This window comes from Hafnia alvei (assembly GCF_900095695.1).
GTDB classification, from domain to species: Bacteria; Pseudomonadota; Gammaproteobacteria; order Enterobacterales; family Enterobacteriaceae; genus Hafnia; species Hafnia alvei_B.
Genome location: NZ_FMIQ01000029.1, coordinates 1 through 20,768 on the forward strand (window position 1 = coordinate 1; position 20,768 = coordinate 20,768).

At 42.7% G+C, this 20,768-nt stretch carries 16 protein-coding genes and 1 pseudogene; 10 read left to right on the plus strand and 7 right to left on the minus strand.

The genetic code is table 11. The annotated features are described in order from the left end of the window. From BN1044_RS08330 to arsC, 4 genes and pseudogenes are all read left to right on the plus strand, one after another. Positions 1 to 341, plus strand: a pseudogene (locus BN1044_RS08330) (hypothetical protein); the annotation flags it as partial. 204 nt (positions 342 to 545) lie between these two features. Further along, positions 546 to 896, plus strand: a complete 351-nt coding sequence (gene arsR / locus BN1044_RS08335) for an As(III)-sensing metalloregulatory transcriptional repressor ArsR (protein WP_072308297.1) — start codon at positions 546 to 548, stop codon at positions 894 to 896. Between the two features lie 55 nt (positions 897 to 951). Then, positions 952 to 2,241 carry an arsenic transporter gene (locus tag BN1044_RS08340; RefSeq protein WP_072308298.1) on the plus strand — a complete coding sequence of 430 codons (1,290 nt, stop codon included), beginning with the start codon at positions 952 to 954 and terminating at the stop codon, positions 2,239 to 2,241. 12 nt (positions 2,242 to 2,253) lie between these two features. Further along, a complete protein-coding gene (arsC, locus tag BN1044_RS08345) occupies positions 2,254 to 2,679 on the plus strand; it encodes a glutaredoxin-dependent arsenate reductase (RefSeq protein ID WP_072308299.1) in 426 nt (141 codons plus the stop codon). A 117-nt stretch (positions 2,680 to 2,796) separates the two neighbouring features. On the opposite strand, the gene BN1044_RS08350 is transcribed toward arsC, so the two are convergent. Both BN1044_RS08350 and aspT read right to left on the minus strand, forming a co-directional pair. Beyond that, positions 2,797 to 4,383, minus strand: coding sequence for a bifunctional aspartate transaminase/aspartate 4-decarboxylase (locus tag BN1044_RS08350; protein WP_072308300.1), 1,587 nt, complete (start codon positions 4,381 to 4,383; stop codon positions 2,797 to 2,799). An 18-nt stretch (positions 4,384 to 4,401) separates the two neighbouring features. Beyond that, a complete protein-coding gene (gene aspT / locus BN1044_RS08355; protein WP_072308301.1) occupies positions 4,402 to 6,090 on the minus strand; it encodes an aspartate-alanine antiporter in 1,689 nt (562 codons plus the stop codon). 446 nt (positions 6,091 to 6,536) lie between these two features. Between aspT and BN1044_RS08360 the strand changes: the two genes are divergently transcribed. After that, a complete protein-coding gene (locus BN1044_RS08360; RefSeq protein WP_072308302.1) occupies positions 6,537 to 8,384 on the plus strand; it encodes a sensor histidine kinase in 1,848 nt (615 codons plus the stop codon). Further along, entirely contained in the window at positions 8,377 to 9,693 is a 1,317-nt protein-coding gene (locus tag BN1044_RS08365; protein WP_072308303.1) for a sigma-54-dependent transcriptional regulator, read from the plus strand. The genes BN1044_RS08360 and BN1044_RS08365 overlap by 8 nt, the downstream gene beginning before the upstream one ends. Before the next feature lie 154 nt (positions 9,694 to 9,847). Here the strand turns inward: BN1044_RS08365 and BN1044_RS08370 are convergent, their stop codons facing one another. Continuing rightward, entirely contained in the window at positions 9,848 to 10,639 is a 792-nt protein-coding gene (locus BN1044_RS08370) for a DUF1275 family protein (protein ID WP_254663924.1), read from the minus strand. Positions 10,640 to 11,018: 379 nt separating this feature from the next. Here BN1044_RS08370 and BN1044_RS08375 point away from each other — a divergent pair, with 379 nt between their 5' ends. Next, positions 11,019 to 11,360 carry a helix-turn-helix domain-containing protein gene (locus BN1044_RS08375; RefSeq protein ID WP_072308305.1) on the plus strand — a complete coding sequence of 114 codons (342 nt, stop codon included), beginning with the start codon at positions 11,019 to 11,021 and terminating at the stop codon, positions 11,358 to 11,360. Positions 11,361 to 11,566: 206 nt separating this feature from the next. Further along, complete coding sequence (gene ahr, locus BN1044_RS08380; RefSeq protein WP_072308306.1) at positions 11,567 to 12,586, plus strand: NADPH-dependent aldehyde reductase Ahr; 1,020 nt, start codon at positions 11,567 to 11,569, stop codon at positions 12,584 to 12,586. Between the two features lie 55 nt (positions 12,587 to 12,641). Here the strand turns inward: ahr and BN1044_RS08385 are convergent, their stop codons facing one another. Next, positions 12,642 to 13,829 (minus strand): MFS transporter, encoded by a 1,188-nt coding sequence (locus tag BN1044_RS08385; RefSeq protein ID WP_072308307.1) that lies wholly within the window; start codon positions 13,827 to 13,829, stop codon positions 12,642 to 12,644. A 99-nt stretch (positions 13,830 to 13,928) separates the two neighbouring features. Here BN1044_RS08385 and BN1044_RS08390 point away from each other — a divergent pair, with 99 nt between their 5' ends. After that, the gene (locus BN1044_RS08390) at positions 13,929 to 14,642 is read left to right on the plus strand and encodes a MurR/RpiR family transcriptional regulator (protein ID WP_072308308.1); all 714 of its coding nucleotides are present in this window, start codon (positions 13,929 to 13,931) and stop codon (positions 14,640 to 14,642) included. Between the two features lie 178 nt (positions 14,643 to 14,820). On the opposite strand, the gene BN1044_RS08395 is transcribed toward BN1044_RS08390, so the two are convergent. Together BN1044_RS08395 and BN1044_RS08400 are read right to left on the minus strand one after the other, a co-directional pair. Next, positions 14,821 to 16,200, minus strand: a complete 1,380-nt coding sequence (locus BN1044_RS08395) for a family 4 glycosyl hydrolase (RefSeq protein ID WP_072308309.1) — start codon at positions 16,198 to 16,200, stop codon at positions 14,821 to 14,823. Positions 16,201 to 16,213: 13 nt separating this feature from the next. After that, positions 16,214 to 17,785, minus strand: coding sequence for a PTS transporter subunit EIIC (locus BN1044_RS08400; RefSeq protein WP_072308310.1), 1,572 nt, complete (start codon positions 17,783 to 17,785; stop codon positions 16,214 to 16,216). Positions 17,786 to 18,063: 278 nt separating this feature from the next. Here BN1044_RS08400 and BN1044_RS08405 point away from each other — a divergent pair, with 278 nt between their 5' ends. Next, the gene (locus tag BN1044_RS08405; protein WP_072308311.1) at positions 18,064 to 18,390 is read left to right on the plus strand and encodes a YnfA family protein; all 327 of its coding nucleotides are present in this window, start codon (positions 18,064 to 18,066) and stop codon (positions 18,388 to 18,390) included. 68 nt (positions 18,391 to 18,458) lie between these two features. Here BN1044_RS08405 and BN1044_RS08410 read toward each other — a convergent pair whose 3' ends face one another. After that, the gene (locus tag BN1044_RS08410) at positions 18,459 to 20,723 is read right to left on the minus strand and encodes a TonB-dependent receptor domain-containing protein (RefSeq protein ID WP_072308312.1); all 2,265 of its coding nucleotides are present in this window, start codon (positions 20,721 to 20,723) and stop codon (positions 18,459 to 18,461) included. Between the last annotated feature and the right edge of the window lie 45 nt (positions 20,724 to 20,768).

Here is a 20,768-nt window from a genome sequence, read left to right on the forward strand (position 1 = left end):
TATCGAGAATTCCTAAAGACGAAAGTCTTAAATATGCTTACGCAACTTATGGCGGTCTTATTATGGAAGTCTACGAAATACAGTGCTGGTTGAAAGCGGGTTCTCTGCAGTATTTTACTCGTGATTTAACTATCAACAGTGATACTAATCGCTCTGAGTTTGTAGGAAGGATCGCAGCTAAAGAAATAAGAGATAAATATGTTGGCAAACTAATCAAAAAGCCTCGTAGCCATGGAAATCCGTTTGTTAAAGTTGGGGGGTGTTTAAAGTTCTTAATAAAGCGAGGAGCTCCACCATTTTGCTACAAGTACAATGTCCGCCATTTGCTTGTAGCTCCGTAAAAAACACTCATCTTCCAAATCTTACTTTTAATCACGGCTCTGCTAGCATATTGGCTCCGGGCCGCAAAAGATCCGGCCGTTAAACCCCACCAAAATAATTTGTCACCCCACCTAATCTCGGCTAACAAACATATGCTTTAACGAATGTATCATTGATTTTATCAACCTGAAGAGTATCCTGCTTTCAAATATTCAGGAGGAACGATGCCGCTAGCTAGCCTACAACTCTTCAAAAATTTATCTGATGAAACTCGTCTGGGTATCGTGCTATTGCTGCGAGAGATGGGAGAACTGTGCGTGTGCGATCTGTGTACCGCGCTAGAACAGTCACAGCCAAAAATCTCTCGTCATCTGGCGATGTTACGAGAAAGTGGGCTGTTACTGGATCGCAAGCAGGGGAAGTGGGTTTACTATCGTCTATCTCCACATATGCCTTCTTGGGCGGCACAGGTTATTGAGCAGGCTTGGCTAAGCCAACAGGACGATATTAAAGCTCTTGCTCGCAAGTTGTCCGAGGCTAACTGTTCAAGCAGCGGCAAAGCTGTCTGTATCTAAAAAATTTATCTAAACATATATGTTTTAATGAATGTGAATTCTGGGGAGATATTTTATGTTACTGGCAGGCGCTATTTTTGTCCTGACCATCGTTTTGGTTATCTGGCAGCCGAAGGGATTAGGGATCGGTTGGAGCGCTACGCTGGGCGCGGTACTGGCATTGATTTCTGGCGTGGTGCATTTAGGTGATATTCCTGTGGTGTGGAATATCGTCTGGAACGCTACGGCAACGTTTATTGCCGTTATCATCATTAGCTTGCTCTTAGATGAATCCGGCTTTTTCGAATGGGCGGCGCTGCACGTTTCTCGCTGGGGCAACGGTCGTGGCCGTTTGCTGTTTACCTATATTGTTTTGCTGGGCGCTGCCGTCGCGGCGCTGTTCGCCAACGATGGCGCAGCGCTTATTTTAACGCCGATTGTGATCGCCATGCTGTTGGCGCTTGGTTTCAGTAAAAGTACCACGCTGGCATTCGTGATGGCCGCGGGGTTTATTGCCGACACCGCCAGCCTGCCGCTTATTGTGTCGAACCTGGTGAATATCGTTTCGGCGGATTTCTTCCATCTGGGATTCACTGAATATGCGTCGGTAATGGTGCCGGTGGATATTGCCGCGATTACGGCCACGCTGGTGATGCTGCATTGGTTCTTCCGCAAAGATATCCCACCAACCTATGATCTAAAGCGCCTCAACGAACCCAACAAAGCAATTAAAGATCCGGCAACGTTTAGGACTGGCTGGGTAGTTTTAATCTTGCTGCTGGTCGGCTTTTTTGTGCTTGAACCGCTCGGGATCCCAGTTAGCGCCATTGCGGCGGTTGGCGCCGTTGTTTTGTTTGTGGTGGCGAAACGAGGCCGAGCCATTAACACGGGCAAAGTTCTGCGCGGTGCGCCTTGGCAGATTGTGATTTTTTCGCTCGGGATGTATCTGGTGGTTTACGGCTTGCGCAACGCTGGATTAACGGAATACCTCTCCGGTGTGTTGAATGTGCTGGCTGATAAAGGCCTTTGGGCCGCGACGTTTGGCACAGGATTCCTGACGGCTTTCCTCTCTTCCATCATGAACAACATGCCGACGGTGCTGGTTGGTGCTCTCTCTATTGATGGCAGCACTGCGTCCGGTGTGATCAAAGAGGCGATGATTTATGCCAACGTGATTGGTTGCGATTTAGGGCCTAAAATCACCCCGATTGGCAGCCTAGCAACGCTGCTGTGGCTACACGTACTTTCACAGAAGAACATGACCATCACATGGGGATACTATTTCCGCACCGGGATTATCATGACTCTACCTGTGTTGTTTGTAACGCTGGCCGCGCTGGCGCTACGCCTCTCTTTGACTTTGTGATGAGATACTGACATGAGCAATATTACGATTTATCACAATCCGGCCTGTGGCACGTCGCGTAACACGCTGGAGATGATCCGTAACAGCGGTGCTGAGCCGACTATTATTCACTATCTTGAGAACCCACCTTCACGCGATGAGCTGGCTAAACTTATTGCAGATATGGGCATTTCAGTGCGAGCTTTGCTACGTAAAAACGTTGAGCCCTATGACACATTAGGTCTTGCCGAAGAGCGTTTTACCGACGATCAGTTATTCGACTTTATGCTGCAGCATCCGATTCTAATTAATCGTCCAATTGTGGTAACGCCGTTGGGTACTCGGCTGTGTCGTCCTTCAGAAGTGGTTCTGGATATTCTTCCTGAGGTACAGAAAGGCACTTTTATCAAAGAGGACGGGGAGAAGGTTGTGGATGACACAGGTAAACGTATCGGATAAACATTAAAGTAAAAAGAATCCATATCACGTGGATTCTTTTTATGGGAATTTAATTTAAGAACAAAAAAAAAGCACCTCCAGTGGAGATGCTTTATTAATTTGAATTTATACAAAGTATCAGCTAATTGCGAGATACTTATTATAATATTCCTTGGCCATTTCACGCAGCATCCGGCCTATCTGAGCATATTGATATTCATTCAGATTCGCCAGAGATGCCCTAGCGGATGGGTGCTGGCTACCAAATCCTTTACCTGGCAGCAAAATGATCCCCGTTTCTGTCGCGATGCGGAAAAGAAGTTCATTATGCGAGAAGTTTTTACGAAGCCACTGGGCAAAATCAGCGTTATAAAGCTGAGTGGCAATCGACTCTAAATCCAGCAGCGTATAATAATCAACAGACTGACCATCCTGAGGAACTTCAACGCCTAGCTCGCGGTAAAGTGCACATTGGCGCTGGCGGATCACTTTCTTGAGGATCTGTTTGTATTGATCGTTCTCATCCATTAGAGCAAATAGGCTAAACATAACCATCTGAATCTGCTGTGGCAACGACAAGCCTGCAGTATGATTTAACGCTACAGCACGACTATCAGCAACAAGGCGATCGATGAAATGCAGATCTTCTACATTGGTAATAATTGATGAGTAACGTTTATGTAGCTCTTCTTTAATGTCTTTAGGCATAGCGGAGAGCTTATCATCAAGGACATTATTTTTATGTGTCGCGATAGCTCCTAAGCGCCATCCTGTTGCACCAAAGTATTTCGAGAATGAGTAAACCAGAATGGTGTTATAAGGGCATACCGCAAATAATGACTTGAAATCATCTGCAAATGTACCGTAAACATCGTCGGTTAAAATAATCAGATCTTTTCGCTCATTGCTGACAATAGAGCTAATTTTCTGTAGGCAACGGTCATCTAATTTAACCGAAGCAGGGTTACTTGGGTTAATACAGAAGAAGATTTTAATATCTGGATCTTTCAGTTTATCAAGTTCTTCATCACTGTACTGCCAGTTGTTTTCTGGCTCAGCATTAATTGGCACGATCTCCAGTCCATACTCTTCTAACTGTGGGATCTCGATGTAAGGTGTAAACACCGGCATGCCGATTGCTACTTTATTACCCTTTGAAAGCAAGTGGTTTTCTTTCAACGTATCAAAGATATATGCCATCGCCGCAGTCCCGCCTTCAACAGCGAAAACTTCAATGTCATCGGTAGATGCATCGCTGCCGGACATTTCGCGCAATAAATAATGGCGAACAATTTGCTCACTGATAGTCAGCATGCGAGAAGGAACCGGATAATTACATCCAAGAATACCTTCAACCATTTCTTGGATGAAATCTTTTCCAGAAAGGCCTAGCTGATCTTTTACATAGCTAAATGAATTGCGCAGGAAGGAAATTTCAGGCAGTTGTGAATTATCACTGATGAAGCGCTCGAAGCGTTCCAGCATACCTTCATTATCTGGAATACCACCGATATCTTGCTTCATATATGAATACGATAATTCAGATTCACTACAAGCAAACAGCCCTAATTGGAAGAACGCGAGGCGTGGTAGTGTAGCCAAAAAGTTTGGATTGCCACGCCCTGCATTCAACATTGTTTTATTTTTATTACCTGAGGCATGTTTAATCAGTTCATCTTTTAATTCAAATGGACTAAGTTGAGCAAGTTCTTTAAAGTCAGTCATAATTATCTCTATTAATGGTTAAACAAAAGCAACAACTAATGGCCCAAGCAATGTAAGGAATACATTTGCAAGCGCGTATGTGATAGCAAAAGAAACGGTTGGTACAGAATTACCTGATTTTTCTAACACCTCGCCAAAAGCAGGATTGGCACTTCTTGTTCCAGATAGAGCTCCTGCAAATATCGCTGTATTGTCATAATGTAAAATATATCGGCCAACAAGCATGGTAATTAATAGTGGGATGATGGTGACTGCGACACCGATCATAAATATGGATATTCCACTTTGGGCAATAGTGCTAATAGCTTGCTGCCCTGACTGAAGCCCTACTACAGCAACAAATCCAGCAAGTCCTAAGTCTTTTAACAACGTTGATGCTGGTGTAGGCATATTTCCCATCACCATATGGCGTGATCGGTACCAACCAAAAATAAGCCCAGAAAATAGTGCGCCACCACCTGCTCCTAATGTGAGAGGGATAGAGCCAATATGAACAACGGCAAGACCAATCAGCAGGCCAGCTGCAATCCCAATTCCATGGAATAGAAGATCTGATTTTTCACTAACGCTGATTACTGGGCCAACTTCTTTTGCAAAGCGCTGGATATCTTCATTAACGCCGTAAACGGTGACAACATCACCAGACTTGATGAGTGTTTCACCAACTAAAGGAAGTGATCCTTCTCCGCGTTTGAGGTGCAAGAAATAAATACCATGGCGCAGCTCCTGAGTGGCTGTGCTGGAAATGTATGCAATCTTTTTGTTCGTATACGCTTTATTGGTAATAATGATGTCTCGGGTGGAAATAACGACTTCCATCCCATCATTATCTTTAGTTTCAGGGCCGACTATTTCATCCAGCTGCACTACGCTACTGCGGCGACCAACAACGAGAATAATATCGCCCTGCTCTAGAATCGTTTCACCGCTTAAGCCAATGATAACGCCTGAGCGCTTAAGTCTTTCAACGGTAATCTTTCCTTCAGTAGCGGATTTCTCTAGTTGAGAAATTGACATCCCTACCGCTGATGTAACTTTGAAGACTCGGCCTACAATATTAGGAAGTGCAGGTGCTTCGCCAAATCCATAATTTCTAGCGCCATTTAATAGCGTTGCCTCTGCCTTAATGGCATCCTCACGTAAACCTCGACGCATAAACCATGGAAGAATGTTTACGCATATAATAATTGCGCCCAACGAGCCAAATATGTAGGTGACAGCATATCCGATAGCAACATTGGCCTGTAAATGCTGGGATAATTCAGGTGAAAGGCCTAGCTTTTCGATGGCCGAGCTAGCCGTCCCGATAATAGCTGATTGAGTCAGCGCCCCGGCTGCAATACCTGCTGCTGTTCCCTTATCCAGATCATACATTCTTGCAAGAATGATAACGGTGAGGAGTCCGCTCACGGCCATGACAATAGCAAGTATGATTTCTCTTATCGACTTCAAACCTAGAGATTTAAAGAACTGAGGCCCACTTTCAAAGCCAACTGCATAAATAAATAGAGCAAAAAGAACAGCTTTAATGCCGTCATCAATGGTTACACCGAATTGACTTAAAGCAACAGAGATAACAAGTGCTCCGGCAACACCACCAAGCTGAAATTTACCGAATTTGAATTTCCCTATCCATGTACCAATAGCTAGAGAAAGAAATAGCGCTATCTCCGGAGACATTTGAAAAATTGAATGAATTAAAGACACACGACAACCCTCTTTAAAAGAGAACGCAGTTATAAATAAAAAATTATCATCTCTACGAATAATTTTTATAAAGACACATTGAAGAATCAGTTCACTACTCTTCAATGGCGCTGAGTATATCTAGTGATATTTGTTTTTTCTTGTGATCTAAATCAATTTTACTTCGGGTTATTTAATATTAGTTGCTATATTAAAATAACTTCTCCGGTAATCCGAAATAATGCTTTTTATTGTTTCCGAATATTCGAATTGTTTGATTATTTATTTTTTTAAATGATATTTGTTTTTTTAACTTATCTACGCTGAAAATGCACATACTTGCTTGAGATGAAATTACCAAAGCTCCGTTAATATTTCGTTTACCCTTTGTGTGGTATTATCGTAAAAGTCGTTTTTTGTTTTAAATTCATGCTATTAAGCATGTATGACCCTATGAGATAAATAAAATGCCACAGCAGCACCGACGGATTTTGCCTGATCCTAAGCGACAGCAATTTATTTTAATAATTATTATATTTTCCGCGGTGTTGATATCTGGCTGCTATATCATAATAAATGAAGTAAAAAACCAGAAAAAGCTTTTGCGACAACAACTTAATGATATGGGGTTGGCGCTAAATCTTAGTATAAAGCGTTACGAATTTATGCCATATTCATTATCTCATGATGACAATATCGTCAGTTTTCTAAGACAAAAAAACGACTGCAAGCAAGCTAAGGAAATGAATCAGTATTTAATGTCTATTCAAGCACGTACAAGTGCTCTCTCGATCTATATTATGGATAATGACGGGGTTATTGTTTCCTCAAGTGATTTTAGTCGATGTGATAGTGCTATTGGCTTTAATGTGTCACATAGACCTTATTTTGTAAATTCTGATTCAAAAAAGACAATTGGGTACTTTGGCGTTGGAGTTTCAAACTCGATCCCTGGCTATTTCTTAGTAAATTCAGTTATTTGGAATGGTGTAAAGATAGGCGCAATTTCGGTTAAGGTAAATCTTGATGCGCTTATCAATGCGAGAAATGGAAGCGGAGAGACAATTCTCTTAGATCAGCATAATGTTATTGCGAGCTCTAGCAATTCGAGCTGGTTTTATCACTCACTAGAACCTTTAAATTATTCACAGCGCCAACAAATATCAGAAGAAAATAAATATCGTGTCGATTTTATTCCAAAGCTCGATTATCGGACAATCATAAAAAATGCGGGTGGCTTAGGCATTGTTAATGTTTCTGGTTCCTATTATATAAAAAGTGAAATTTATATTAAAGGCATTAATATGATACTAGTGCGACTTTTACCAATAGGCACTATTTTTCATACACTGTGGCCTATGATTGGAATGATTATCGCTTTATTTGCCCTTTGCACAATATCCTTGCGGATGATTACTCAACGGAATCAAATTCTTTGGCTTAAACTAGAGAATCAACAAGCTTTACAAAAGGCAAATAGAACGCTTGAGAATCTTGTAATGGTTAGAACCTATGAACTTGACAAAAAAACAAGAAATTTAGAAGTTGAAATAAAAGAAAGAATTAACAGTGAAAATATACTCCGAAGTATGCAAAAAGAGTTGCTTCATAACGAAAAACTTGCGGCTATTGGTCAACTTTCTGCTGGGCTTGCCCATGAAATTAATCAGCCATTAGCGGCAATTAGTATGATATCGGCGAATGCTATGCGTTTTATCGAGGTGGGGGACTGGGATGAGGCGAAAGCGAATTTAGAGCGAATTGGTCGATTAGTTGATTTTATAGGTCAGTTAAGTAACCAGTTGCGCACTTTCTCAAGGGTTGGCGATGACTCTGTAAACTCAGTGTCTTTAAAAATCAGCATAGACAACGCGATGTTATTACTAAGCCACCGATTTAAAACAAACAATTTCACTTTTACTCGCATTCCTCCACCAAGTGAAGTCTATTGCTTATGTAATAATATTAGGCTTGAGCAGGTGCTGGTCAATTTAATCAGTAATGCGCTTGATGTTGTGTCGAACGGAAATGCGTTAGGACGTATAACAGCAAAGTGGTATCAAGATGATGATTTTGCTGTAGTTGAAATAGAGGATAATGGCCCAGGCATCGCACTAGATGTGATCGAACATATATTCGATCCTTTTTTTACAACAAAAACCTCACATGGTTTAGGGCTAGGTCTTGCTATTTCTGCTGATATTATTAAATCATTTAGAGGCTCATTATCAGCAGTTAATGTCGAAAATGGCGCACGTTTTGTGCTTCGCCTACCATTAGATAAAAATTGTAAATTGGAGAACATTGATGACTGATATTGACGTTTTAGTTATTGAGGATGACAAAGATATTCAACTTGCCTGTGTTCAGGCGCTTAAATTAGATAATAAACGGGCAATTGGAGTTGGTTCTGTCGAAGAGGCCCGTTTCTTACTGCCAGCGCTAAAGCAACACGGTATTATTGTAACGGACATGAAACTACCCGGAATGAGTGGTTTTGAATTCCAGAAAGAGTTTAATGCTACAGCTCCAGAGGTTCCTATCATCATTATTACTGGTCATGGTGATGTGGAAACTGCGGTAGAGGCTATGCACAATGGGGCTTATGATTTTTTGCAGAAGCCTTTCAGTCCTCGGCAATTACTCAATATAGTACATCGTGCTCTTGATAAACGTCGTCTTATACATGAAAACTATCAATTGCGCCGAAAGCTTGCTGATGCAAGTGCGCTTGAGACACGTCTTATTGGGAATTCATCGGCTATATCTGAGGTTCGAGAGACGATTAAAGATATTGCCATGACGCCAACAAATATTTTGATTTATGGTGAAACAGGGTCTGGTAAGGAGCTTGCCGCGCGTTGTATCCACGATCTTAGTGGGAGGTCAGGCCCTTTCGTCGCACTTAATTGTGGTGGACTACCTGAATCATTGTTTGATAGTGAGATTTTTGGCCATGAGTCAGGTGCCTTTCTTGGTGCAACGGAGAGGCGGATTGGAAAGCTAGAATACGCAGATCAAGGGACGTTGTTTCTTGATGAAGTGGAGAGCATGCCTTTCAGTATGCAGGTTAAGTTTTTACGAGTTTTACAGGAGCGACGTTTTGAGAGGCTAGGATCAAATAAAACTATCCCCGTCGATATTCGTATTATAAGTGCAAGCAAAACTAACTTAGTCGAACTTAGCAAAAATAACCTTTTTCGCCCCGACCTTCATTTTCGACTCAGCGTTATCAACCTCAATTTACCAGCATTACGAGAGCGTATTGAGGATATCCCACTACTTTTCGATCTTTTTGTTACTCAAGCATCAACATGTTTTGGTCGACCAGCACCTGAAATTAAGGCCGCATTGCTCCATGAGCTAATGGCTGGTCAGTGGCCTGGAAATATTCGTGAGCTGCGAAATTATGCAGAGCGGTTTGTTCTTGGCATCAGGGACGAAAATAGCATGGTGCTGGGCAATAACGCTACATCTCTCATTCATATGGTAGAGCATTTTGAGAGAAGCTTAATTATTCTTGAAATAAGCCGTCAAGGCGGAAGTTTAACTAAAACAGCGGAAGCATTGAAAATACCTAAAAGCACACTTTCTGATAAGATTAAGAAGTATTCTTTAAAATAACGGTGATTATAGCGTTTTTGTTAGGATAGTCCTTGTTAGTTGTATTTGCTTTTTTGTGTAATGTGATTTTTTAGGTAACAAGTATTATGCTAATTTGCTATGTAACAGACTGGTTTGCATAATCAGTCTGTTATGTTTATTTATTATGATGTTTTTATGACGCAACGTTTTTTCCGAATTGATTCTTCAATATAGAATGTTCTCTCCAAACCTTAAACGTTAAAAGTAGCAATACAAAGAAAACAAGATATAAACTGTCGAATTGATAATATTCACTTAATTTTATTGTGATATAGGCCCCTGCAAAAAAATGAATGAGAACCATAACATAGTGAGTACCTTCGCTTAATGAGGCTCGTCGCTCTAGCGCGGTTTTATTGCGATTAAATGAACCGGCAAGGCGCGTTATCATGAGTACATAAACGGTAGTGACAACGGATGTTGTTGTTGGATAAGCCGTTCCACCATTCCTAATGATAAAGTTTTGTATATACATAAAAAGCAATCCAATAGTAACGAGTGGCATCACTGATAGTGTCGGGCTATCAGCAAGAAGGTCATGCCTAAACATGTATTGCCCAATCAATATAAACAAAAGAAGAATGAACGTGCTTGTCGTCATTGCTATCGCATATCCATGCATAGCGCTTTTTGCATGGAAGTTGTATTTGTTAGCGATTATCTGATGGCCTGCGCCGAGCAACATCCATATGACAATAATGAGAATGTGGTAGAAGGAAGAAAAGTTGAAATCGCCTTCAGCCAGCGAGTTAATTCCGAAGATCATATTCGATGTCATATAGCCAATAAGCGCTTTGTACAGATATTTAAAGCTAATTATTTCCATTCCTCCACCAATAAAACTCATTGCATAATGAATCTCATGATTAATAGATTTGTATATGGATGGCTTTAGTGCTGTAAAATTCATGTCTGATGATTTCATGTGCTAGTGTTTTGTGGTCAAGGTATCACTGTGCTTTTTTATGTCAATAATTTATTCGTACGTAACTATAAATTATTGCTCTAATGATATATCTATTATCTTGAGTGATTCGACTTTTCGAAATTTAAGTTAATTAATGTTCGGATAATCGAATTATTATATTTATTTCTGGTTGTTAGATATTATTGATATGGATCAAGTAAATTTGATTGTTTTGATGAGCATAATTTATTACGCAAAATAAATGAATTTTTCTTTATTTTGTTTTTTATTTAAACCAGCGCGAATTTTAAATTCACCTATCCTGCTCCTTGTTGAATGATAGGTTTGCTAGTTTCTTATTTCACAGTTGAATAATTTAATTGTCTTGGGGGAAGCTGTGCACTCTAAAAATGAACTTATAGAAGGCGTACTACGCTGGATTGATGATAATATTGAAAAACGACTTAAAACTAAAGATGTTGCGAAGAAGTCTGGCTACTCTTCACGGTATTTTCAGCGATTATTTCTTGAAAACACAGGTCAAACTATTGCTGTACATGTACGAGAGAAAAAAATTGAATTGGCAGCAATGGAGCTTAAAGATGCCAACAACTCGATATGTGATATCGCGATCAAATATGGCTATGACTCCCAGCAAACATTTAATCGGGCATTTATAAGACGGTTTCATATAACGCCAGGAAAATGGCGTAAAAAAGTTATTAGCAGTAAAAATTAGTCCTTATGAGTAACGTTTTTAAAAACGCTGACAACGGCTTGATGGGATAATCACAAGATTCCTCTTGATATTATTGACTATTTCACTGTTTTAGCCTGTGCCTAACTTCAGTATCTATCATGCCTTGGTCGTATATTGCAGCGCAGCTATCGGTTTTTTACTAGGTGGCGTACTCTGTAGTCGGTACTTTCTCAGAGGTCATCAACATGTCAAAAATCAAAAGCTATGCTGCACTGAAACCTGGGGCAGATCTGGAACTTTATGAGTATGACGCTGGTGCACTACAGCCAGACGACGTTGAGGTTAAAGTCGAATACTGCGGTATCTGTCATTCGGATCTGTCGATGATAGACAACGAGTGGGGATTCTCTGACTATCCTCTGATTGCGGGCCATGAAGTGGTGGGGCATATCCATGCGTTGGGTGATGCCGCAAAAAATAAAGGTCTGAAGATCGGCCAGCGAGTAGGCGTGGGCTGGACGGCAAATAGTTGCCAGCATTGCGATGCGTGTATTAGCGGCAACCAAATTAACTGCCAGAATGGTAGCGTGCCTACTATCATGAACAAAGGTGGTTTTGCCGATAAGCTGCGCTGCAACTGGCAGTGGGCTATTCCGCTGCCGGATGATATCGATATGGCAACGGCTGGGCCGATGCTATGCGGTGGCATTACGGTGTTTAAACCGTTACTGATGCATCATATTACTGCAACCAGTAGGGTTGGTGTAATTGGCATTGGCGGCTTAGGCCATATTGCGATTAAATTGCTCCATGCAATGGGTTGTGAAGTGACCGCATTCAGTTCTAACCCGGCGAAAGAGCAGGAAGTTTTAGCCATGGGGGCCAATCGTGTGGTCAATAGTCGCGATCCTCAGGCGCTAACCGCGTTGGCAAAACAGTTTGATTTGATCATCAATACCGTCAATGTGTCGCTAGACTGGCTGCCGTACTTTGAAGCGTTAACCTATGGTGGACATTTCCATACGGTGGGGGCCGTAATGAAGCCACTAGAAGTGCCTGCGTTCACGCTTATCGGCGGCGATCGGAGCATTTCGGGTTCGGCTACGGGTTCACCAAATGAGCTGCGTAAACTTATGAAGTTTGCTGCGCGAACTAAAGTCGCGCCAACGACCGAGCTATACCCAATGTCGCAAATCAACCAAGCGCTGAAACATGTGCGAGAAGGTAAAGCTCGCTACCGTGTAGTGCTTAAAGCTGATTTCTGATAGCTATTATTTTAGCCACAGGTTTTATCCTGTGGCTAAAATCCATTTCTACTATTTATTCTAAAACAGAAGTAGGCGATGCAACTGGTTTGAGATGCTTGCTTCCCCAGCATGCCAGTAATATATAAAGTGCTAATGGCAGCAAAAAACTGAAACGTAATGTCAGGATATTAATCATCAGCGCTTGAATATAAGGAATAATCGCGCCTCCAATCCCTGCCATAATTAATACGCCGGCCGCCAAATTTGCCATGTGAGGCACCGTTGCCATGCTTTGACTAAAAATAATAGGGTACATAATCGAGTTAGCAAAACCTATCAGCAGCAATAAGTAGCCGCCGACAGCGTTGTTTAACAAAATAGACAACAATATGAGGACCGCAGAAATCAGAGTAACAGACAAAAATGCTATCTTTACGTTAATTCGATGAGCAAATAGTCCGAAGATAAAACGCCCTATTAATGCTCCGCCCCAGTACAGGGAAATTAATGATATCGCGGTTTCTGTGTTCCATTTGCCAATGGTCGATAAGTAATTGATAGTGTTAGTTCCTAATGATACCTCCACGCCAACATAGGTGAATATCGCCGCTACAGAGTAAATAAACTTAGTATTACTCCATAGTGATGATGGGCATTTTGTTGTTTTTTTATGCTGGGTGATTTCAGGCAGTTTGATTAAGATAGTTATTGTAAATAGCCCTGCAGAAAAGAGGGCTAAGACAAGCCAAATCCATTTAATCGGCTCGTTATGATTAACATAATCAATAGGCGATGCTTGTAATGCTAAGGCAATCAGAAGTGGTGCTAGCGTTGTACCTAATGAGTTTACCGCAGAGGCTAAGGTGAGATTACCCACGCGTTTATGTTCCTGACTGAGCAATGTGAGATAAGGATTAGCAACAACCTGCATGGCGGCCACACCCGTTGCAATCACGAATACAGCAAATAGGGCACTGATAATCGAATAATAGCCAAGCGCTAAGCTTAATAGCCCACAGCCGCACATCGTGAGAAGCAAGGCGCTGCGTAAGATCGTGCGGTAACCGAAGAGCGCGATAAGCTTAGAGCAGGGTAGGCAAGTCAAAAATGGAGCAATATAAAATAGAACATTCACCAGCATCGCCTGCGGCCATGAAAGTTGGAAGTAATGATAAAAAAATAAAATTAATGTGCTGTTGAACGCGGTTATTAATCCCCATAAAAAAAACGTTGCTCCTACAGCCGTAAGATGTGTTTTCATATCCCTATTTTCCATTGCTAAGTAAAATAATTTTGACTGATTACTCAGTTATTAATAAATGTCTGTGCTAATCTCAAGTTTGCTTAACAGGGGTTTATCATGGATATTCAAAATCTATTTCGTAATATTAAACTGAATAATACTGAAGTTGGTGTTCTGCAATATATACAGGCCAATCCTGAATTATGTATTCAGCAAGGAATTCGCAGCGTAGCTGAGAAGTGCTGTAGTAATCCTTCATCTTTGGTTCGCTTAGCCAAAAAGCTTGAGTTTAGTGGCTGGCTGGAGATGGTCTACTTTATTAAGTTTAACATTACGCTACCAAAGCTGGATGTTACTAACGATGTTGATTTCATGAATATTCAACCACCAGAAAAAGTGGATGTTCTATTAGAAAGGCTGCAAAACGAGCGGATTCTGATCCACGGCAGCGGTTTTTCGCAGCTTATTGCTCAGTATATTTATAACAAGTTTTTAGTAACCGGTGTCAACGCTAGCTTAGCGCTATGGCCAGACTATGAAATACTGGAACAAAAAAATGCTAATAAGTTTGATTCGATATGGCTGATATCTAAATCGGGCCGGAGTTCATCTGCATTAAGCTGGGTAAAGGCATTAGAGAATAAAAATATCAACCTTGTTTGCTTTACCGGCGATCATCAGAGCCCGTTAGCACAGGCCGCGGACCTGTCATTTATTATTCACGATCCACAAAAATATGATGATGATATTTATTGGTCCAATCCGTTCTTTGGCTACTGCATTCTCGGGTTCGAACATCTTCTGAAACTGTGGTTTATGCAGAAGAAATAATCCAAGGGCGTCCTGCGACGATAATACGGATTACTAAAGCTCGATTTTAGGGAGCACACCGATGGGGTCGTAGCGGCGTAAGCCGCCGGAGTGCCCCGCGGTGTGGTAGACCCGTGTATCTCTATTTTTTAAATAAACAGTATTAGCCTGCGACGCCCCAGAATTTCAATGCTGGGATCTAGTGCCAGTTTCTAAACTGTGAGCCCTGCAAATAAGCAGAAACCAGCTTTTCAGCCAATGACCACGATCCGACTAACGGATGTGCCATCAATGCCTTAACCGCGAGGGTTCTGTCCTGAGCTAAAATCGCCTGCACAGCGAGACGCTCATACTCTTTCACGCAGGAAATCATATTTTTCTGCGCTTCGGGTACATGGATCGGCTTAACCGGTTTTAATCCCTCTTTGCTCAGGTCGCAGCTGATTTCAATGACATCGTCGGGATGCAGAAAATCCAGCGTATCGTTGTTGGAAAGTGATACCACAATACGCTTAGTGGTATTGCTGTTTACGGCTTCTAGAATATCTAAAGCAACGCCCGCGTAGCCGCCGCTGTCGGGCTCTTCGATGAATTGCTGCAGCGTTAAAGGTTCCCTGGTGTGGAATTTTTCCTGCTGAGATTCATTTTGCATGTAGCTATTTTCACGACGCAGATAGTGCTTCATCCAAATATCAAATGCCGTTGCCGGATTTTCTTTAACGTTGATACGGCTAAGCTCCTCACGCATATCATGGTTAATACGGGCGATTTGTTCGCCTCGTGTTTCACCTGAATCTTGAATTGCTTTCAGCGCTTCTTCTTTATAGTAGTAATAATATAAGTATTCATTGAGCAGTTGGTTGTCGCACAGACGGACTAATTCTGGCGAGAAATATTGCATGGCCGTTTTCTTATATAGCTCAGGTGAATTAACTAACTGTTCGGTCACATCCTCTCCGCGCACGGTAAAATGGGTGAACCAAGAGAAGTGATTAAGTCCATAGCACTCAACCTGCAATTCACTTTCATCGCAGTTAAGAATCTCAGGTAGTTCACGAATCAACTCTGAGGGCGCATCGCAGATGCCGTAAACGCGGCGTTTAAAACCAGATTTGATAATCGCTTCGGTGACTAAACCTGATGGATTGGTAAAATTAAATAAGATGGCGTCGGGTGCCGCATGTTCTTCGATTAATTTACAGTAGTCCAAAATGGCTGGAATAGAGCGCATGGCCATGGCAAAACCACCTGCACCGGTGGTTTCTTGCCCCAAGGTATTATGGTCCAGCGCAATACGTTCGTCATGAATGCGGCTTTCATCGCCGCCGACGCGCAGGGTGGTAATCACATAGTTGGCATCTTGTAAGGCCGATACGGGCTCGGTGGTTAAGCTAAATTCAATATCAGGGCGAATCGTGTTAAATATATAACGCGCAATTTCGCCAAAGATGGTCAGGTTCTGAGCGGAGTTATCTAGAAAAACCACCTTCTTTAATCCGATGCGGTGAGCATTGTAAGCCAGAGATTTCGCTAGAAATGCGGAACGTACGCCGCCGCCACCTAATACTGTTAGTTTCATATGTACTCCCAATTTAATTATTAGCCAGCCAGGTATCAACTTTTGAACGTACTTGTCCAACCTTGACACCGTAAATAACTTGCACTTCATTGCTATTACGCACCACGCCGTTAGCACCGGTTGCTTTTAAAGCAGCGTCATCGACGATAGTTAAATCATGAATAGCGACGCGTAAACGGGTAAAGCAATTATCGACAGAAATAATGTTATGTTTTCCACCGAGCCCTTTAATGATTTCATCAACCTGTGAGCCGGTGTTATTCTTTTCTTGCTGCACCTTTTCCTGATAATCTTTTTTGTTATATAGCTTTACTTCATCATCATCTTCGCGGCCTGGTGTTTTAAGCCTTAATTTGACTACCACGGTGCGGAATATTACGTAATAAGCAATAAACTGTCCGATGCCAATCACGATATAAAGTGGCCAGCGTGTCAATGAAACGGGGAGCGGTAGGTTATAGGCTAAAAACTCAATTAAGCCGGATGCTCCCCATGGTCTCACCTGTAGCAGATCGCAAATAGCCTGTGATGCTGCGGTCAATGTGGCGTGAATAACCCACAGAAGCGGTGAGATAAACAGGAATGTAAATTCAATAGGTTCAGTAATTCCGGTCAGAATTGAGGTAATAATGGCCGGTAATAAAACGGCTTTCGCGAGCATTTTCTTTTCTGGCTTGGCGGTGTGATAAAACGCCAGCGCAGCGCCAGACAGGCCGAAAATAGTCGTCATACCTTGCTGAGAGAAACGCAGAGCATCGTTCATCACCGGTGTTAAATCGGGATGGCGCATATAGGCGAGGAAGATAGCCTGAGTGCCTGAAACCGTCTGCCCATCAACCGTCAGTGAACCGCCGATTTGTGTAAGTTGGAATGGCGACCAGACGAAATGGTGTAGGCCGGTAGGAATTAAGAATTTCTCGAAGAAACCATAAACAAATACGCCAGCAACGCCTGCGTTTTTCATAAAGCCAGTTAACGCCGCAATACCGTGGGTCATAAATGGCCAGAACCAGGTGAAAGCTATGGCGTAGACAATAACGACCGGACTCATGGCGATAAGCGTTAGCTTCGCGCCTCCGTACATAGATAGCGCGCCAGGGAGTTCTATTTGTGAGACTTTATTGTGTACCCATGCAATGGTGCAACCGAGAATAATACCGAGGAATATCCCCATATCGACAACCACAAACCCTAATATTTGAGTTTGTCCTGTTCCGTAATATTCACCGTTTATTTTATTGGCAATGCCGTGGGTATATTCCAACCAAGAGTGATTGGCACCTAAAAACATAATGAAGCACATAACGGAAACTAAGGCGACTTCCGTTTTTTTGTCCTTGGCTAACCCATAGCTAATACCGACGCAAAAGAGTAAGCCTAAATTACCAAACAGCGGCCAGAAGGTGTCTCCTAATAGCTGACCAAGTTGATGAAGAAAGCTGGTTTCAGAAATAAGCGTTGGGTTAGTTAAAATTGAACTTAATGCCAGAATTAAACCTATTACTGGCAAAAACAGCACTGCACCGATCATCGCCCTAGAGAATTTTTGCATACTCTCCAGAGTACGTTGCCGTATTCTAGACATAGCTGTTCCTTTATTATTAATAGGGGGTATTTGTTATAATAAATTCACTTCCAGTGATGACGTTATAGCAATGGCCTTGGCGAAAAGAAACACGTTGCGAAAAATAGGTACAAATAGCCACAAAATGCATACCTGTTTCGAATTGACGTTTTAAAGGCCTTTGTAATAGTGAGGCTAATCAGTTGGGATAAATAGATGAGACGTGGATCGAATATATTTTTCAAGGCAAAATGGGTTAATTGCCATGCGTATCATGACTTTTAGGTAAAAAAAACCTGATGTTAATTGTTAAAACATTCTTATTATTTAGCCTGACAGCAATCGCTGAGATCGTTGGGTGTTATCTGCCTTATTTGGTTTTGAAGCAACATAAACCGCTATGGTTCTTGCTGCCGGCTGCGTTGAGTTTGGTTATTTTTGCTTGGTTACTGACATTACATCCCACTGCTGCGGGCCGAACCTATGCGGCCTACGGTGGGGTATACATTGGCGTTGCGTTGCTTTGGCTGCGCTTTGTTGACGGCGTTGAATTAACCCGCTGGGATATGGTTGGTGCCTGCGTTGCGTTGATAGGTATGGCGGTAATTGTGCTGCAGCCTTCGTAATGGCTGAGAGAGTTGTAGGGTGAAATTAATGCCGTCATGCCGAAATATTCAACATGACGGCGTGGTGATCAGAAGCGAATTTCCCCACCAAAAATATAAGTTCTTCCACGTGCCGTATTGGCCGCGGTGCTGTCATCACCCTGCATTGGCATCATATTCAGTTTGTTCAATGCCTCAGAATAGTTTTTATTCATCAGGTTTTGCACGCTGAGTTTGAGCATCACGTTGCGGTTGATCTCATAGGTGCTATAGAGGTCGATGATGGTTGGGATCTGTGGGAGATCTTCCTTCACCACCGCACCGGTTTTCTCGTCAAAATCAAAGTTAGGCGATAGGCGACGTGATTTTCCGGTGTATTTAATAATGCTACCCACGGTTAATGAATTGTCTAGGAACCTGACCCCGGTATCGAGCGTCATATATTTTTTTGGCAGCTCGGTGATATCCCCTGCGCCAAAATAGGTGCTGGCAATTGACGTTGGTTGGTCGGTGTGTTGCTGACTATAAGCCAAACGCGCAAATGCGTAGCCCGCGTCGTAATCCATTTCTAATTCAAAACCGTGAGCACGCACCAATGAGTTGGAGTTCACGTAGATATACATATTGTCGGTGTAGTCGCTAACGTCAGCCCAGTCATTGCCGTTAACTTCGGTCATATTACATTTACGTCCGTTGGTGCAGACCAGATATGACTCACTGAATATGTAGTTTTTAATCTTGCTACGATAGACCAAGGCTTTTAAGCGCAGCAAATCTTCATCAATCAATAGGCTGTGCGCTTTAATATTAAAACCGGCCTGATAGGTTTCGGCACTTTCTGGTTTTAAGAATGGGTTCATTGACGCGCCGCCGGAGTTAGAGAAAAACATCTCCTGAATATTGGGTGCACGCATCGATTTGCTGTAGCTGACGAACGGCTGGAGCCACGGCGTTACCTGCGCAGAGAGCTCTACGGAAGGATTATAACCACTCTCTTTTTGATCAACGTTGTATTCCCCCTGTGGAACGCAGATCACTCGTGGATCGCAGGCGGGTTTAAAACCACTGATCTTATTCTGGGTGTAGTTAAGATTAAAATTAGCCTGATAGATCCCACGTTTTACTTCAAGCCCGGTATACAGCGCTGAAATATCCTGATCGCCCGATGGGGCAAAAGGATTGTTTTCAATTGATTCTTGTGAAGACTGTGGATCGCCCGCGTTGGACTGGATCAGTTTGTCATAGCGGGTACGCATCAGTTTGCTACCGATGGTAAAAGCTAGATCGTTATTACCGAGCGTGAAGCGGCTGGTGTTATTCACATCTAGCGCATTAGAACGGTTACGCGCTGACGTGCTATAAAACGTGTACAACGATCCGTCTTGATATTTTTGGTCGCTGCGGCTGGTACTGGCCGTGATATTGAAATCAATTAACTCAGAGAACGGCGTGTAGTGATATTTGATGTAATAATCGTCGCTGGTGATATCACGGCGTGAAAACTTATTTTGATACGTTCTGGCGGAGAGTTCAAAGCTATTAAATTCATTCGGTTTGATATCCATTTTATACAGCTGTGACTTTGGATTTTGCTTCATAAATTCGTCGTAGCCGAACTCTTCGCTATTAATTCCGTCGCCGTTGTTAAAGTTGGAATAGACCGAGCTGCCGCTGATTGCAACCATGGCACCAAAACTGCCGGTGTCTGTGAATGCATCGGTTTTACCCGCGGCGGCAATCATTCCGCTGCGCCCAATGCCGTTGCTACCGACGGAAAAGCGTGAGCGCACGCCGAAAGGATTTCCAGCAAACACCACGTCATCAACGCCAATCGTGCGCAGATTGGCACTGCCCGCTAGGGCGTTTACCCCTGAGGAACCGCTGCTGTCGCCGCGAGTCACGTCAACGCCAACGAGGAAGTTAGGGTCGATAAGCACGCCAGCCTGACTGTTGGTAGAACCGTGCACGGCGGTGCCGGAGGTCGAGGTGCCGTAAAAGCTTTGCGTAATGCCATCGACCATGGTGTTTACGCGGCCAAAACCACTCATTCCACGGATATTCACGCTAACCGAGCCTTGGCCGGGATCGATTTGGGTATAGGTTCCGGGCATACTGCGTAACGTCGCGTCGAGAGATTCTAAATTTTTATTAGTATCTCGTGAGCTGACGGCACCGGTTTTTTCCAAGGCTTCTTGCTCGCTGGTTATTTTACCGGCCGAGACATGGAGTGGAGAAAATACCGCCGAGCCTTTTTTATCTCCGCTGCTTTCTTCACTGGCTTGTTGTGCATAACTGCCTGCACTGAGCAATAGCATGCCCGAGCCGATCACGCCGGCTATTTTATTGAGTTTCATATGTTCCCTTAAAGGTATTATCAGTCTATTTTTATTTTCTTTACT